The 16,234-nt window shown below is 63.3% G+C and carries 17 protein-coding genes and 1 pseudogene; 9 read left to right on the top strand and 9 right to left on the bottom strand.

Annotated features, from left to right (window positions below; genetic code table 11):
* Positions 1–10: 10 nt before the first annotated feature.
* The 6 genes from M8744_RS10270 to curA all read left to right on the top strand — a co-directional run bounded on the left by M8744_RS10270 (position 11) and on the right by curA (position 5,455).
* Positions 11–1,213, top strand: coding sequence for an acetyl-CoA C-acyltransferase (locus tag M8744_RS10270; RefSeq protein WP_251414803.1), 1,203 nt, complete (start codon positions 11–13; stop codon positions 1,211–1,213).
* An 85-nt stretch (positions 1,214–1,298) separates the two neighbouring features.
* Complete coding sequence (locus M8744_RS10265; RefSeq protein WP_251414800.1) at positions 1,299–2,279, top strand: NAD(P)H-dependent flavin oxidoreductase; 981 nt, start codon at positions 1,299–1,301, stop codon at positions 2,277–2,279.
* Entirely contained in the window at positions 2,272–2,940 is a 669-nt protein-coding gene (locus M8744_RS10260; protein ID WP_251414797.1) for a histidine phosphatase family protein, read from the top strand. Before M8744_RS10265 ends, M8744_RS10260 begins: the two co-directional genes overlap by 8 nt.
* Before the next feature lie 13 nt (positions 2,941–2,953).
* Positions 2,954–3,988, top strand: coding sequence for a phosphotransferase family protein (locus M8744_RS10255; protein WP_251414794.1), 1,035 nt, complete (start codon positions 2,954–2,956; stop codon positions 3,986–3,988).
* A gap of 4 nt (positions 3,989–3,992) precedes the next feature.
* Positions 3,993–4,394 (top strand): PaaI family thioesterase, encoded by a 402-nt coding sequence (locus M8744_RS10250; RefSeq protein ID WP_251414791.1) that lies wholly within the window; start codon positions 3,993–3,995, stop codon positions 4,392–4,394.
* A 20-nt stretch (positions 4,395–4,414) separates the two neighbouring features.
* Entirely contained in the window at positions 4,415–5,455 is a 1,041-nt protein-coding gene (gene curA, locus M8744_RS10245; protein ID WP_251414788.1) for an NADPH-dependent curcumin/dihydrocurcumin reductase, read from the top strand.
* Positions 5,456–5,488: 33 nt separating this feature from the next.
* On the opposite strand, the gene M8744_RS10240 is transcribed toward curA, so the two are convergent.
* The 3 genes from M8744_RS10240 to M8744_RS10230 form a co-directional block, all read right to left on the bottom strand.
* The gene (locus tag M8744_RS10240) at positions 5,489–6,112 is read right to left on the bottom strand and encodes a LysE family translocator (RefSeq protein ID WP_251414785.1); all 624 of its coding nucleotides are present in this window, start codon (positions 6,110–6,112) and stop codon (positions 5,489–5,491) included.
* 205 nt (positions 6,113–6,317) lie between these two features.
* Entirely contained in the window at positions 6,318–7,907 is a 1,590-nt protein-coding gene (locus M8744_RS10235) for a GMC family oxidoreductase (protein WP_251414782.1), read from the bottom strand.
* Between the two features lie 123 nt (positions 7,908–8,030).
* The gene (locus M8744_RS10230; protein ID WP_251414779.1) at positions 8,031–8,489 is read right to left on the bottom strand and encodes an Lrp/AsnC family transcriptional regulator; all 459 of its coding nucleotides are present in this window, start codon (positions 8,487–8,489) and stop codon (positions 8,031–8,033) included.
* Between the two features lie 143 nt (positions 8,490–8,632).
* Here M8744_RS10230 and ald point away from each other — a divergent pair, with 143 nt between their 5' ends.
* Entirely contained in the window at positions 8,633–9,751 is a 1,119-nt protein-coding gene (gene ald, locus M8744_RS10225) for an alanine dehydrogenase (RefSeq protein ID WP_251414776.1), read from the top strand.
* 38 nt (positions 9,752–9,789) lie between these two features.
* Positions 9,790–10,497, top strand: a complete 708-nt coding sequence (locus tag M8744_RS10220) for an SGNH/GDSL hydrolase family protein (protein ID WP_251414772.1) — start codon at positions 9,790–9,792, stop codon at positions 10,495–10,497.
* Positions 10,498–10,509: 12 nt separating this feature from the next.
* Here the strand turns inward: M8744_RS10220 and M8744_RS10215 are convergent, their stop codons facing one another.
* Positions 10,510–11,316, bottom strand: a complete 807-nt coding sequence (locus tag M8744_RS10215) for a mechanosensitive ion channel family protein (RefSeq protein WP_251414770.1) — start codon at positions 11,314–11,316, stop codon at positions 10,510–10,512.
* 253 nt (positions 11,317–11,569) lie between these two features.
* Here M8744_RS10215 and M8744_RS10210 point away from each other — a divergent pair, with 253 nt between their 5' ends.
* Positions 11,570–12,268, top strand: coding sequence for a glutathione S-transferase family protein (locus tag M8744_RS10210; protein WP_251414745.1), 699 nt, complete (start codon positions 11,570–11,572; stop codon positions 12,266–12,268).
* A gap of 121 nt (positions 12,269–12,389) precedes the next feature.
* On the opposite strand, the gene M8744_RS10205 is transcribed toward M8744_RS10210, so the two are convergent.
* From M8744_RS10205 to M8744_RS10185, 5 genes and pseudogenes are all read right to left on the bottom strand, one after another.
* A complete protein-coding gene (locus M8744_RS10205) occupies positions 12,390–13,253 on the bottom strand; it encodes a D-amino-acid transaminase (protein ID WP_434481363.1) in 864 nt (287 codons plus the stop codon).
* A 12-nt stretch (positions 13,254–13,265) separates the two neighbouring features.
* Positions 13,266–14,231, bottom strand: a complete 966-nt coding sequence (gene dgcA, locus M8744_RS10200; protein ID WP_251414742.1) for an N-acetyl-D-Glu racemase DgcA — start codon at positions 14,229–14,231, stop codon at positions 13,266–13,268.
* 87 nt (positions 14,232–14,318) lie between these two features.
* Positions 14,319–15,323 carry an N-acetyltransferase DgcN gene (gene dgcN / locus M8744_RS10195; RefSeq protein ID WP_251414739.1) on the bottom strand — a complete coding sequence of 335 codons (1,005 nt, stop codon included), beginning with the start codon at positions 15,321–15,323 and terminating at the stop codon, positions 14,319–14,321.
* 165 nt (positions 15,324–15,488) lie between these two features.
* On the bottom strand, positions 15,489–16,121 hold the full coding sequence (locus tag M8744_RS10190; RefSeq protein ID WP_251414736.1) for a methyltransferase family protein: 633 nt from the start codon (positions 16,119–16,121) through the stop codon (positions 15,489–15,491).
* Between the two features lie 27 nt (positions 16,122–16,148).
* A pseudogene (locus M8744_RS10185) lies at positions 16,149–16,234 on the bottom strand (IS5/IS1182 family transposase); the annotation flags it as partial.

Genomic DNA, 16,234 nt, shown 5'->3' with positions numbered 1-16,234 from the left:
GGATATCATCATGCGTGACGCAGTCATCGTTTCCACCGCCCGCACGCCCATCGGCAAGGCCTATCGCGGAGCGTTCAACAACACCTCGGCGCAAGAGCTGATCGGCCACGCCGTATCGCACGCGGTCAAGCGCGCGGGGCTGGATGGCTCGGAATTCTCGGATTGCATCATCGGCGCCGCCCTTCAGCAGGGCAGCACCGGCGGCAACATCGGTCGTCAGGCCGCGATCCGCGCCGGGCTGCCGGTTTCGGTGGCGGGCATGTCGCTGGATCGTCAATGCGCGTCGGGCATGATGGCCATCGCCACGGCAGCCAAGCAGGTGATCCATGACGGCATGGATATCTGTATCGGCGGCGGGGTGGAATCGATCAGCCTGGTACAGAACGAAAAGATGCGCACCGACTGGCTCGCCGACAAGTGGATCAAGCAGCACAAGCCCGCGCTGTACATGTCGATGCTTGAAACCGCCGAGATCGTAGCCGAGCGGTATGGCGTGTCCCGGGAAGACCAGGACGCCTATGCGCTGCAATCGCAGCAACGCACCGCCGCCGCGCAAGAGGCAGGCAAATTCGACGATGAAATCGTGCCGCTGACCACCACAATGGGCGTGATGGACAAGGAGACCAAGGAGATCTCGTTCAAGGAGGTGACGCTGGAAAAGGACGAGGGCAACCGCCCCGGCACCCAGTTGGAAAACCTGCAATCGCTGAACCCGGTCTTCAAGAACGGCCAGACAGTGGCCGAAGGGAAATACATCACCGCCGGCAATGCCAGCCAGTTGTCCGACGGGGCCTCGGCCAGCGTCATCATGGAAGCGAAAGAGGCCGAGCGCCGCGGGCTGCAGCCGCTGGGCCGCTATATCGGCGTCATGGCCGCAGGCTGTGAGCCCGACGAAATGGGCATCGGCCCGATCTATGCCGTGCCGAAGTTGCTCAAGGCGCACGGTTTGAGCATGGACGACATCGGGTTGTGGGAACTGAACGAGGCATTCGCCAGCCAGGTTCTGCAATCGCAGCGCGTGCTGGGCATCCCGGGCGAGATCCTCAATGTAGATGGCGGGGCCATCTCCATCGGTCATCCCTATGGCATGTCGGGCGCACGGATGGTGGGCCACGCCCTGATCGAGGGCAAACGCCGAGGCGCGAAATACGTCGTCTGCACCATGTGCGTGGGCGGCGGCATGGGCGCAGCAGGCCTGTTCGAGGTTCTGTAACCCGATGGCGGGCTGAAGCCCGCCCTACTTCGCTGACCGTAGGCCGGGCTTCAGCCCGGCCGTACCCAACAAAGGTATACCGCACATGGCCCTGCCCCCCGTTCTTCAAAACCTGCGCATCCCCGTGGTGGGATCGCCCCTGTTCATCATCTCGAACCCCGACCTTGTGATCGCGCAATGCAAGGCGGGAATCGTCGGCTCTTTCCCCGCGCTTAACGCGCGCGAAAAGGACGGTGACCCGGTGATGCTAGAGGCATGGCTGAAACGCATCACCGAGGAACTGGACCGCCACAACCAGGACAACCCCGACACCCCGGCCGCGCCCTTTGCCGTGAACCAGATCGTGCATCGCTCCAACAGCCGCCTGGAGCGCGACCTCGAGATTTGCCACAAGTGGAAAGTGCCGATCTGGATCACCAGCCTTGGCGCGCGGGTCGAGGTGAACGAGGCCGCGCATGATTGTGGCGGCATTACCCTGCATGACATCATCAACAACCGATTTGCCCACAAGGCGATCGAGAAGGGCGCCGATGGCCTGATTGCCGTCGCCGCGGGTGCCGGCGGACATGCCGGCGCGCAATCGCCGATGGCACTGGTCAGCGAAATCCGCGAATGGTTCGATGGCCCCTTGCTGCTGTCGGGCGCCATCGCCAATGGCCGCTCGATCCTGGCGGCGCAGGCCATGGGCGCCGACCTTGCCTATATCGGCAGCCCGTTCATCGCCACCGACGAGGCCAACGCCGTGCCCGATTACAAGCAGATGATCGCCGAGCACGGGGCCGAGGATATCGTCTATTCCTCGCTTTTCACGGGCGTCTGGGGCAACTACCTCAAACCCTCGATCGCGCGGGCCGGCATGGACCCCGACAACCTGCCCGAGGCCAACCCCAGCACGATGAACTTCGGCGACGACCGCGAGAAACCCAAGAGCTGGAAGGAAATCTGGGGGTCGGGCCAAGGCATCGGCGCGATCAAGAAAGTGCAGCCAGCGGCCCAATTGGTCGACACGCTCGCCACGCAATACGCCGAAGCCAAGGACGAGATGCGCAGGCTGTTGAATGGCTGAACTGATCGTCATACGCCATGCGCAGGCCAGTTTCGGCGCGGCCAATTACGACCAGTTGTCCGACCTGGGCCACCGCCAGTCGCGCGCCCTGGGCAAGGCCTTGGCGGCCCAGGGCCTGCGCCCTGACGCGGTCGTGATCGGCAGCATGACCCGGCACCGCGAAACGTTGGAAGGCGTGCTGGCGGGCCTCGGCATGACGGCGGCGCCCGAGATTCATCCCGGCTTGAACGAGTTCGACTTTACGGCGCTTCTGAACGCCAGGTTTCACGATGCGCCGGGCCCGGAAAACATGCATACTGACCGCAAGACACATTTCCGTACCCTGCGCGAAACCGTGCTGGCCTGGCAGCGGGACGAGATCGAGAACCCGCCCGAAAGCTGGGGCGCATTCGTGGCGCGGGTAGAAGAGGCCCGCCAGACCATGCTGAAACCCGACGCCGATCAGGTGCTGGCCGTCAGTTCGGGCGGGCCGATCGGGCAACTTGTTGCGGCTGCGCTGGAAACACCGCCCGCGCGACAGATCGAACTGCAACTGCAGACCCGCAACTGCGGCGTCACGCGCTTTGTTTACTCGCGGCGCGGCGCCTTCTACTTTCACGGCTTCAACGAAACCCCGCATATCAATGCAGCCAACGCGCAAGAGCTGCTGACATATAGCTGACGGAGGGACGCGCATGACCGGCAACGCTGCCGCACACCTGGATGAAGAGGCCGTCGCAAGATGGCTGGCGGAGCACATGGAAGATTTCGAAGGCCCGGTTAAGGCGCAGAAATTCGCCGGCGGTCAGTCGAACCCGACCTTCCTGCTTGAAACGCCCAGGGCAAATTACGTGTTGCGGCGCAAGCCGCCCGGTCAATTGCTCAAGTCGGCCCATGCTGTCGACCGCGAGTTTCGCGTTCAGAGCGCCTTGGCGAACACCGATGTACCCGTCGCCCGTATGCGCGTTCTTTGCGACGATGACAGCGTGATCGGCTCGATGTTCTACGTGATGGATCATGTCGATGGCCGGCATTTCGACGACCCACGCCTGCCCGAATTGCCCCATGACGATCGCCGCCCTGTGATGGACGAGATGAACCGTGTTCTGGCAGCCATCCACGATACCGACCTGGTGGCGACCGGGCTGGATGATTACGGCCCCGAGGGCAATTATTACGCCCGCCAGATCGGCCGCTGGACCAAGCAATACCGCGCGTCCGAGACCGAGGCGATTCCGCAGATGGAAGAGCTGATCGCCTGGCTGGAAACGCACATGCCCGAAGATGACGGGCAGCGCACGCTGGTGCATGGCGATTTTCGCATCGACAACATGCTGTTCGCGCATGACGGGCCGCGTTGTGTTGCCATGCTGGATTGGGAGCTGTCGACAACCGGCCACCCCTATGCCGACCTGGGCGCGGTGATCATGCAATGGGGCATGCCGCCCGGCAACGAGGGGCGCGGGCTGGCCGGCGTCGACCGTGCTGCACTAGGGCTGATGAGCGATCAGGAATTCATCGACGCCTATTGCGCGCGGCGTGGCATCGCCGGCATTGACCGGTTCGGTTTCTACCTGGCGTTCAACTATTTCCGCATGGGTGCGATCCTGCAGGGGGTTCTGAAACGTGCGCTTGATGGCAACGCCTCGAACCCCGAACGGGCCATCCGTTTGGGCGGTTTCGTGCCGCTTTTTGCCGAGGGCGGATTGAAAGCGGCAAGGAGTGTCTGAAAAGATGGACCCGCGGCTCAAGGAAGACCCATACCCGTTGCAGGCGCATATGGGGTTTGAAATGGTGGATTGGCGCGACGGCTACGCGCGTTACGACCTGCCCATTGCATCGTATCTCGGCAACCGCTCAGGCATCGTTCATGGCGGCGTGCAGGCCATGATGCTGGACACGGTGATGGGACTGAGCGGGTGTTTCACGGGCGACCCTGACGCGCCACAACATGCGGTGACCCTGTCGATGACCACCAATTTCCTGGCGCAGACCGGGGGCGACCGACTTATCGCGGAAGGTTTCAAGACGGGCGGTGGGCGCAAGACCTTTTTCGCCCGCGCGCAGCTGACCGACAATACCGGCGAATTGATCGCCACATCCACGGGCGTGTTTCGTTATCGCAGCCGTGAATGACAACAAAGGGAGTTTACCAAATGACCGAGACCATGAAACGCATCGTCCTGGCCCGCCGCCCCACCGGCGCGCCCGTTGACGACGATTTCCGCCTTGAGGAAAGCCCTGCGCCCGAACCGGGCGAAGGCGAGGTGTTGGTGCGCGTGCATTACATGTCGCTCGACCCGTATATGCGGGGCCGCATGGACGACGCGAAATCCTATGCGACGCCGGTGCCCCTGGATGGCACGATGGAGGGTGGCGCCGTCGGCGAGGTGATCGCGTCGAACCACCCCAACTTCAAGCCAGGCGATTTTGCCTTTGGCATGTTCGGCTGGGCCACGCACGGCATCCAGCCGGGCGACGTGCTGCGCAAGATCGATCCCGCGCACGGGCCGATCACCGCGTCGCTGGGCGTTTTGGGAATGCCCGGCTTTACCGGGTGGTTCGGACTGACCGAGTATGGCCAGCCAAAGGAGGGCGAAACCGTTGTGGTGGCCGCCGCTACCGGGCCCGTCGGCTCGATGGTCGGGCAGATTGCCAAGGCCCGCGGTTGCCGGGTTGTCGGCGTGGCTGGCGGCCCGGAAAAATGCAAGATGGCGGTGGAAACCTTCGGCTTCGACGAATGCCTGGATCACCGCGCCTACGCAGACGGCGCCGAAATGCGGGCCGCGCTGGCCGAGGCCTGCCCCAAGGGCATCGACATCTATTTCGAGAACGTCGCCGGCAAGGTGCTGGAAGGGGTCTTGCCCCTGATGAACGTGGGCGGCCGCATACCCGTATGCGGCATGATCAGCTGGTACAACGCCGGCGCCCTGGGCGCCAATGCGGGCGGTGACAAGGATCAGTTGCCCAAGCTGTGGCGCATGATCCTTGTGAACAGGCTGCATGTGCACGGCTTCATCATCTCGGATCATTTCGACCGCTTCGCCGATTTCATGCGCGAAGTCGGACCGATGGTGGCAAGCGGCCAGTTGAAATTCGTCGAGGATATCGCCGAAGGGCTGGAAAACGCACCGCGCGCGTTCAGGGGAATGCTTGAAGGCAAGAACAAAGGCAAGCAGGTCGTCAAGGTGATCTGATGCGCCTTTCCGGGGTGGGCAGCTTGCCCACCCTTACCCCTCGGCCAGGATACGCGCGGCCAGTGCCGCGAAAATCACCGAAGACACTTTCCCCATTACCCCCGATGCACGTCCCAGCGCGCGCCCCAGCCAGCCCGCCGCCATGCCATAGGCGCCGGTAATCATCAGGCCGGTCATGACGAAAAGCAGCCCAAGCGCCGCCATTTGCGGCCCCACCGGCCCCAGTGCCGGATCGGTGAATTGCGGCAGGAACGCCATGATGAACAGCGCCACCTTGGGGTTCAGTGCGTTTGTCACGAACCCACGCCACACGGCCCCGCCCGCCCGTGTCGCGCCCTTTCGGGGGTCGGGCAGCGGCGTGCGCCACGCCTTGACTGCCAGCCACGCCAGATAGGCCGCACCCAGGTACCGGATCGCATCATGCGCGCCCGGAATGGCCAGCAGCGCCGCCGAAACGCCCAGCACGGCCAGGCTTACATGCAGGACCGAGCCAAGCGCCACGCCCAGAGCCGCCGCCAGCCCCGCCCGCGGCCCCCCCTGGGCCCCGCTGGCCACGGCAAACATCACGTCCGCCCCCGGCGTCAGGTTCAACACGACCCCCGCCAACAGGAATGCGGCGATGGTTGCGGGTTCCATACCGGCGAGTGTCGCCAGCATCACCCGCCCCCGTGCCGTGGCAGGGTATGGGGAATGGCATCATACAAGGCCCTGTCTTGCACAAGAATGTGCGCGCCTTCGAGAGGGCGGATGGACCGCCGGCTCAGCATCGCCGAAGAAACCGATGCCCTGCCATACTTGCCACGAACACCCCGCCGGGCGGAAACTGCCAAGCGATGCGAACACCACACGGCCGCGCCGGGCATTACGCCGCCCCACGCCCCAGGATCATGTCAGCCGCTTTCTCGGCGATCATGATAGTGGGCGAGTTGGTGTTTCCGCTGGTGATGCTGGGCATCACGCTGGCATCGACCACGCGCAAGCCGGCAACACCCCGCATCCGCAATTGCCCGTCAAGCGGGGCCGCGTCGTCGGCGCCCATGCGCACGGTGCCAACCGGGTGGAAAATGGTGGTGCCCACGTCGCCCGCGGCACGCAACAGATCGCCCTCGTCGTCGCTGTCGATACCGGGCATGATCTCTTGGGGCTGGTATTTCTGCATCGCGGGTTGCGCCATGATCGCACGGGCCTGTCGTATCGCTGCCACGGCCACCTGTTTGTCGCCTTCGGTAGAAAGGTAGTTGGGCGCGATGCGCGGCGCATCATGCGGGTTCGGGCTGGCAACTTCCACGCTGCCGCGGCTTTCGGGGCGCAGGTTGCAGACACTGGCGGTCAACGCCGGAAAATCGTGCAACGGCTGGCCGAACGCGTCCAGCGACAAGGGCTGCACATGATATTCCAGATCGGGTGTTTCCAAGTCGGGACGCGAGCGGCTGAAAGCGCCAAGCTGGCTTGGCGCCATCGACATCGGGCCTGACCGTTTCAGCGCGTATTCCAACCCGATCATCGCCTTGCCCCACAGGCTGTTGGCGATGGTGTTCAACGTGCGCGCGCCGGTCAGGCGCCAAGCACAGCGCAGTTGCAGGTGGTCTTGCAGATTGGCCCCGATGCCCGGCAGATCGGCGGCCACGTCGATGCCGTGGCGTTGCAGCACGTCACCGGGGCCGATGCCGGACAGTTGCAGGATCTGCGGGCTGCCCAGTGCCCCCGCGCTCAAAATCACCTCGGCTCGGGCGGTAGCGCGCTGCACCATTCCACCGCGTTCATACTCAACCCCGATGGCGCGGCCGTCGCGCAGGATCACCCGCCGGGTATGCGCCCGGGTCAACACGCGCAGACTGTCGCCAGTCGCGGTGCGCAAAAACGCCTTTGCCGTGTTCATCCGCCAGCCAGATCGCTGGTTCACCTTGAAATATCCCACACCCTCGTTGTTGCCGGTATTAAAATCCCCGACCTCGGGCAGACCCCAACCGGCTGCCGCGGCTTTCCAATCGTCCAGCACATCCCAGTGCAGGCGTTGGTTTTCCACCCGCCATTCGCCGCCCGCGCCGTGCATGTCGCTGGGGCCATCCACGTAATCTTCGGAGCGCTTGAAATAGGGCAGCACGTCATCCCATCCCCAGCCGGGCAGGCCCGACTGGCGCCAGCCGTCATAATCGGCCGCCTGCCCGCGCAGATACAACATGCCGTTGATCGACGAACAGCCGCCCAAAACCTTGCCCCGCGGATACAGCAAGGAGCGCCCATTCAAACCGGGCTCGTCCACCGTGCGGAAACACCAGTCGGTGCGCGGGTTGCCGATGCAGTACAAATACCCCATCGGAACATGCACCCAGTGGTAACTGTCCTTGCCCCCCGCCTCCAGCAGCAGCACAGAATGGCCGGCATCCGTCAGGCGTTTGGCCAGAACGCAGCCCGCGCTGCCTGCTCCAACGATGATGTAATCGTGTTCCACGCACGCCCTCCCGTTTTCGCGGCACTTTGGGGCAATCAAGGGACAAGCGCAACGGCCCGGCACCCCGTGGCCGACTGCTCTTTCACCTGTACCGGCAGGGCAAGATACCGGAAACGGGTCGGTTCAGACCGGAAGGGCCGTTGTGCTGATCACGGTGCGCAAGGCAAAGGAAGACTGCATTTGCGTCACCCCGGGCAGGCGTGACAAGTGTTGGCGGTGAATGCGGGCGAAATCCTCGGTGTCTTCGGCAACCACTTTCAGGATGTAATCGGCAGTGCCCGCCATGAGGTGACATTCCTGCACGTTAGGAATACGCGCCACGGCCTTTTCGAACGCATCCAGAATATCATCTGTCTGCCCGCGCAGCGTGATCTCGACATAGATGATGCTGGCCATACCCAGTTTGCGCGGGGTAAGCAGGGCGACATAGGCACCGATAAACCCTTCGGCCTCAAGTCGCTGCACCCGACGGTGGCAGGCCGAAGGCGACAGGTTTACCGCCTCGGACAGGTCGGCATTCGATATCCGTCCGCGTTTCTGCAGCACGGCAAGAATCCTGCGATCTGTTGCATCCAAAGCCATAAACGCAGATTCCTTCTCTCATGCGCGGTCATGTTCGAAGAATATTCACATGAAAACGGTAATTGCGACCCAATTATCGACAGAATTGCGCCGTATATGCGACAACCTGTCCAAAAGTTCATTTGCAAGGAGGAGCGCGCGCCATGAAAATCGGTTGCCCAAAAGAGATCAAGCCACAGGAATTTCGCGTCGGCGTGACGCCCAACGCCGCGCGCGAGGCCGTGGCGCACGGCCACGAGGTGCTGATTGAAACCGGGGCCGGGCGAGGCGCGGGGTTCGAAGACAGCGATTATTCCGAGGCCGGCGCGCATGTCGTCGACACCGCCGAAGAGGTATTCGCAACCGCCGAGATGATCGTGAAGGTCAAGGAGCCCCAGACCGCCGAGCGCAAGATGTTGCGCGAGGGGCAGGTGCTGTTCACCTACCTGCACCTCGCCCCCGATCCCGACCAGACCCATGATCTGCTTGCGTCGGGCTGTACGGCCATTGCCTATGAAACCGTTACCGATGATCGCGGGGGCCTGCCCCTTCTGGCGCCCATGTCCGAGGTGGCCGGCCGACTTGCCCCGCAAAGCGGCGCATGGGCGCTGCAAAAGGCAAATGGCGGCAGCGGCGTGCTTATGGGCGGTGTGCCCGGCGTGCGCCCGGCCAATGTGGCGATCATTGGGGGCGGCGTAGTCGGAACCGCCGCCGCACGGGTGGCGGTTGGCATGGGGGCCAACGTCACGGTTCTTGATCGTTCGATTGCACGGCTTTCCTATCTAGACGACGTGTTCATGGGGCGGCTGACCACGCAATTTTCCGACAAGGGCGCGGTGGCCGGGCTGCTGCCGGATCTGGACATGGTCGTTGGTGCCGTTCTGATCCCCGGCGCCGCCGCACCCAAGCTGATCAGCCGCGACCAACTGTCGACGATGAAACCGGGCACGGTGCTGGTCGATGTCGCCATCGACCAGGGCGGCTGTTTCGAAACCTCGAAACCCACCACGCATGAGAACCCGATCTATGATGTCGATGGCATCGTTCATTACTGCGTGGCCAACATGCCCGGCGCGGTGGCGCGCACCTCGACCATCGCGTTGGGCAATGCCACCATGCCGTTCATGCTGGCGCTTGCCGACAAGGGTTGGAAACAGGCCTGTGCCGACGACCCGCACCTGCTGAACGGTTTGAACGTGCACGCGGGCAAACTGACCTACTACGCCGTAGGCAAGGCCCTGGGGATCGACGTGACCTCGCCGCAACTGGTGATAAAGGGCTGATCCACGCTATGCTTTGCCCCGTCTGACAGGATGAGGCAATGGCCACACGATATGCCAAATACGCGCTGGCGCCGGTTCTGGCGGTGCAGGGAGCGGCCCTGCGCCGCCATGCGCTGCGCCTGCCGGAACCGCCCGGGCCACGGCAGGGCCTTGCAGGTGACGGTCCGGCCCTGTCGCTACTGATCGCTGGCGACAGCTCGGCCGCCGGTGTGGGCGCGCCGCACCAGGACACGGCGCTTTCTGGCCAGTTGATTGCACGGCTTGCCCTGCATCGTCGCGTCGCATGGGCGCTACATGCGCATACGGGCGACACCACCGCCGCCTGCCTTGAACGGCTACGGGATTTGCCGCCAGCGCGATTCGACGTGGCGATTTTGGCCCTGGGGGTCAACGACGTGACGCGGGGCCTGCCCCGCCGCATCTGGTTGCGCCGTCAAAAGGCGGTGCATGACCTTTTGCGTCACAAGTTCGGCACGCGCGCGATCTATGCCTCGGGCCTGCCACCGATGGGGGGCTTTCCCCTGCTCAAGGGTGGTTTGCGCTGGATCATGGGGGGCGAAGCGCGCCGCTTTGATACGGCTCTGGCGCTACTGGCCGCGCAAACGCCCGACCTGCACCACGTGCCCTTCGACCAGCCGCTTGACCCCACGATGATGGCTGCAGACGGCTTTCACCCCGGCCCACGGGTCTATGCCCTGTGGGCCGAGGCACTGGCCGCGCGTATCCTGCGCGATGGTGCGACCTGACCTAACGTCAGGTCAGCCCGCTTTCTGGATTTCCACCGAATGCGGATAGGGGATGCTGATGCCCTTGGCATCAAACGCCTCTTTCACCGCCTTGGTAAGGGCGAATTTCACCTCCCAGTAATCGGCGGCGTTCACCCACAAGCGCGTGGTCAGATCCACGCTGCTGTCGCCAAGGTTGGTCACGCGGACCCACGGCTCGGGGTCGTCATGCACGCGCGCATCGGCGCGTGCTTCGGCCAGAATGATCTCCATCGCCGCGTCGGCATCATCGCCGTAATCAATGCCGAACACCATGTCCACGCGCCGTTTGTCATGGTGCGAGTAATTGATGATGATCGACCCCCACGCTTGCCCGTTGGGAACGATGATCTGCACGTTGTCGGGCGTCACAAGCTCGGTCATGAACAGGTTCAGGTCGGTCACGGTACCGGTCGTGCCTCCGATATCGACATATTGGCCCAACCTGTAGGGACGGAACAAGATCAGCATGAACCCTGCGGCCAGGTCGCTCAACGTGCCCTGCAAGGCCAGCCCGATGGCCAGTGTCGCCGCACCCAGAACAGCCACAAGCGATGTCGCCTCGATGCCGAACAGGCCCAGAACCGCCACAAGGACCATCAACAGGATTGCCCACTTGACGAGCGAGGCCATGAAATAGCCCAGCGTCGGGTCGATCCGTGGCGTGGCGTTCACCCGCCGCCGCACGATGCCGCTGACAATTCCGGCGGCCATCCAGCCAAGGATAAGAACCACAATGGCCTTTACCGCGTTGATCACCAGCGGCCCGTAGGCGCCCATTTGCTCCGTTATTGCTTCCATGGAAATGCTCCTGCTCCGACTGCAGCCCACACCGCTCACCGGCGGGCGCGACATGCACAAAGGGCCCGCACTTTCGCGCAAGCCCGGTTTTCATTTCGACACAGCACGGGTTCAGGCCACGCCGCTGCCAGCCTCTTTCGCCATGCGCCATGCGACATGCCGTGTCACATGTCAAAGACGGTTACGCGAAAACGGCCCTTTCTGTCACCGGAAAACCAGCCTAGTTTCCCTGAAAATGGAACACGAGGCACCGATGAAATTTCCCGACGATTTCCCGATCACACGCCGTTGGCCACCACGGCATCCCGAGCGGCTGCAACTTTATTCCTTTCCCACGCCCAACGGGGTCAAGGCGTCGATCATGCTCGAGGAAACAGGCCTGCCCTACGATGTGCACAAGGTCACGCTGTCGGACACGGATGTCAAAAGCGCCGAATTCCTGTCGCTCAATCCCAACAACAAGATTCCCGCCATCATCGACCCCGACGGGCCGGATGGCGCGCCGTTGGCCCTGTTCGAAAGCGGCGCGATCCTGATTTACCTGGCCGATAAAACCGGCCAGCTGCTGCCCAAGGCACCCGCAGCGCGATACCAGGTGCTGCAATGGCTGATGTTCCAGATGGGCGGCGTCGGGCCGCTTTTCGGCCAGCTGGGGTTCTTTTACAAGTTCGCCGGAGCCGAGATAGAAGACCCCCGCCCGCGCCAACGCTACATAGCCGAGGCGCACCGCCTGCTGGGCGTGGTGGAAACCGCGCTGGATGGGCAGGATTGGATCGCGGGCGACTATTCCATTGCCGATATCGCGCTGGCACCATGGCTGCGGGCGCTTGATTTCTACGGTGCGCACGAGGTGGTGGGCTGGGCGGATCACCCGCGCACGGTGGCCTACCTTGATCGTTTCCTTGATCGTGCGGCGGTTCAACGCGGCCTGGAGATCCCGGCGCGAGACTGAGACCCCAACGGGCCGTGTGCCCGCCGTCAACGCTGGGCACAGCCACGGCTTTACATCACGCCCACCTGGCAAAAAAGGCGGCCCCGGAAGGGCCGCCTTGTCATGCAGCGTATCAATGCCTTCAGATTGCCGACTTGCGGCTTTCGTCCAGGTAGATTTCGCGCAGGCGCCGGGCCACGGGGCCCGGTGTGCCTTCTCCCAGCTTGGTACCGTCGATTTCCACGACCGGGAAAACAAAGGTTGAGGCCGAAGTGATAAACGCCTCATCCGCCTCTTTTGCCTCGTCGATGGTAAAGGGGCGTTCCTCGACTTCCATCTGTGCCTCGCGGGCGAAACGCAGCACGGCAGCACGCGTGATGCCGTGCAGGATGTCGTTCGACAATTGCCGGGTGATGATCTTGCCACCCTTCACGATGTAGGCGTTGTTGCTGGTGCCCTCAGTGACATGCCCATCTTCGATCATCCACGCGTCGTCGGCGCCGGCCTTCTTGGCCATCATCTTGCCCATCGACGGGTACAGCAATTGCACCGTCTTGATGTCGCGGCGGCCCCAGCGGATGTCTTCGATGCTGATCACCTTGATGCCGGTCTTCGCCGCCGGGCTGTCGGCCAAGCCCGGCTTGCTCTGGGTAAACAGAACCAGCGTCGGCCGCGTGGTCTGGGTGTCGGGAAAGACGAAATCACGATCCCCGGACGATCCGCGCGTGACCTGCAAATAGATCATGCCCTCGTCGATATCGTTCAGGCGCACCAGCTCGCGGTGGATTTCCAGCAGATCGTCGAACTGGTCTGGCTTGTCCATGTCCAGTTCGGCCAGCGACCGTTCCAGCCGGGCCAGGTGGCCATCGAAATCAAGCAGCTTGCCGTCTAGCACGCTGGTCACTTCGTAGACGCCATCAGCCATCAGGAAACCGCGATCAAAGATCGACACGGTGGCCTCGGTCTCGGGCATGTACTGGCCGTTCACGTATACGGTGCGGGTCATGGGTGGATCTCCTTATCCCCAAAGGCCGGCACTGGGCGGGTGCACGCCGGCGTCATCGAACAAAAGCGGTGGGTCGCGGTCTTCTGCCAACAAGAGCGGCCCGTCAAGATCGGTCACAAGCGCGCCTTGCGCGACAAGCGTGGCGGGCGCCATCGCCAGCGAGCTGCCAACCATGCAGCCCACCATGATATCATAGCCTTCGGCGCGCGCCGCGTCGCGCAGGGCCAGCGCCTCGGTCAGGCCGCCGGTTTTGTCCAGCTTGATATTGACCACGTCATACTTGCCCTTCAGCGCGGGAAGGCTGGCCCGGTCATGGGCGGATTCGTCGGCGCAGACGGGCACGGGACGGTCCATCCCGATCAGTGCCTCGTCGGCGTCGGCGGGCAAGGGCTGTTCGACCAGCGCCACGCCCAAGCGCACCAGGTGCGGTGCCAGGTCGGCATAAACCTGGGCCGACCACCCCTCGTTCGCGTCCACGATGATGCGTGCCTTCGGCGCGCCGCGGCGCACCGCTTCAAGCCGGGGCATGTCGTCTGGCGTGCCCAGTTTTATCTTCAGCAACGGGCGATGCGCGTTCTTGGCTGCTTGCGCCTCCATCTCGGCCGGGTCGGCCAGCGACAGGGTATAGGCGGTAATCTCGGGACCCGGCGCGGGCAGGCCCGCCAGTTCCCAAACGCGCTTGCCGGCCTGCTTGGCCTCAAGGTCCCAAAGCGCGCAATCAACGGCGTTCCGGGCGGCGCCTGCCGGCAGCAGGTCGTATAGCGCCGCGCGGTCGAACCGTTCGGGCAGGCTGTCGATCTCGGCGGTTACGCTATCCAGCGTCTCGTCATAGCGGGCATAGGGCACACATTCGCCCCACCCCGCAACGCCGCCCTCGGTGATGCGCACGGTGAGAACCTGCGCTTCGGTCCGGCTGCCCCGGCTGATGGTGAACACCTGCGCCAGGCGAAACACGTCGCGGGTTACCTCGATCTGCATGGGGTTTCCTCTCTCCAGAAATATCCCGGGGGGAGGCCGCAAGGCCGGGAGCAATGCCCCCGGCCCGGGCCGGCAAAAGGCGTGCCCTCAGGTCAGCGCCGCCAGCGCATCAACCAGCTTGCCAGCACCGAACCGGAACGGGTCTGTCGCGGGCAGGCCCAGGCGAGTCTCGATATCGGTCAGATAGGCGCGCGCCTCGTCTTCACTCATGTGCTGGGTGTTGATCGAATACCCCACTACCTCGGCCGCGGGGTTGGCCACCCGTGCCAGCGATGTTGCCATGTCGCGCACAGCCTCGAGGCTGGGCAACTGGTAGCCTGGCAAACCGCGCATGTGCTCACGCGTGGGCTCGTGGCAGACGATCAGCGCATCGGGTTGCCCGCCATGAACCAGCGCCATGGTAACACCCGAATAGGACACGTGGAACAGGCTGCCTTGCCCTTCGATCAAGTCCCAATGGTCGTCATCGTTGTCGGGCGTCAGCCATTCGATCGAACCGGCCATGAAATCGGCGATCACCGCATCCAGCGGCACACCGTCGCCTGTAATCAGGATGCCGGTCTGCCCGGTGGCACGGAACGACGACTTCATGCCGCGTTCGCGCATCTCGGCATCCATCGACAGCGCGGTATACATCTTGCCCACTGAACAATCGGTGCCCACGGCCAGACAGCGCTTGCCGCGCCGCTTCACACCATTGGCGATAGGGTATTTCACCTCGGGGATGCGCACATCGTGCAGCTTGCGGCCCGTTGCCTCGGCCACGGCCACCAGGTCGGGCTCGTCGCGCAGCAGGTTGTGCAGGCCCGAGGCCAGGTCGAACCCTTCTTCCAGCGCCGCTACCAGCACCTTTTTCCAAGCCTGGCTGATCACGCCGCCGCGATTGGCCACGCCGATAACCAGTGTCTTGGCACCAGCGGCCTTGGCCTCGGCCAGGGTCATGTCGGTCAGGCCCATATCGGCCTTGCACCCCTCCATGCGGAATTGGCCCACCGCATTTTCGGGGCGCCAGTCCTTGATACCCTGCGCGACCTTGGCAGCCAGTTGGTCGGGGGCATCCCCCAGAAACAGCAGATACGGCGTCTCAATCATCTCGGTCCCCCTTCGTGACACATGTTAGCGGACACCTAACGATATTCGCAGGACAATTCGATCCGTTTCTGCCACTATTGCCGCCAAACAGTCGAAGATTATTGCGCCGGGAAAACAATCTGCCGCAGAAACGTGCAAGTTTTCACCCTGCACAATTATTCGGCATCAAAACAGTGCCAGTGTCGGAAACCCGCCAGCCTCCTTCAAGACTTCCATCAATTCGGCGAGCGGAATCAGGCTCAGGAATACAAGCGCATCGAACAGGTTTCGGCGCAGAACCGCCACGTCAAATGTTACTTGCGGCGCCGTGCGAAACCCCGCAAGGCGCGGCAGAATTCGCGGCACCCGCGCGGCGTAATCGTCATAGTCCGTGCCAAGGCTATGGCGCAAATATGCCTCTTCCCGCGAGGCGGTGCGGTTGATAATGGTGAAAAACAACATGCCCAACAGCGCGGTCATCACCACCGATCCCAGCATCAGGCCAAAGCCCAGCACGCCCAGCGTGGAAAACAGGTACAACGGATGACGGCAGATCGAATATGGCCCATCCTGAACGATCTCAAGGTTCTTGCGTCCGCCGATATACAGGATCGACCACAACCGCCCAAGCACACCCGCGATGATCAGGAATATCCCCAGCACCTCCAGCGTGTCGAACAACCAATGCGCGTCCATCCATGCCGAACGCGTGAACAGCACCAGTGGCACGATGGCCAGGAAGGACAGGCGCAGCATCAGGATACGACGGGCTTGATCGGCGGGGGCCACCGCGGGCGGGGAGAGCAGAGCATCATTCATCTGTGGGGCTTTCACTAGGCTCAGGACTCATAGCCAATAAATGACGAGCGCCGCGAGTGCGATGGCGGAGAGGAAGACCTTTGGGCATCTGTCGTATCGGGTCGCCACACGTC

This window comes from Lutimaribacter degradans (assembly GCF_023703375.1).
Classification (GTDB): domain Bacteria; phylum Pseudomonadota; class Alphaproteobacteria; order Rhodobacterales; family Rhodobacteraceae; genus Lutimaribacter; species Lutimaribacter degradans.
The sequence above is the reverse complement of the archived record's forward strand: the minus strand, read 5'-3'. Positions and strand labels throughout refer to the sequence as shown.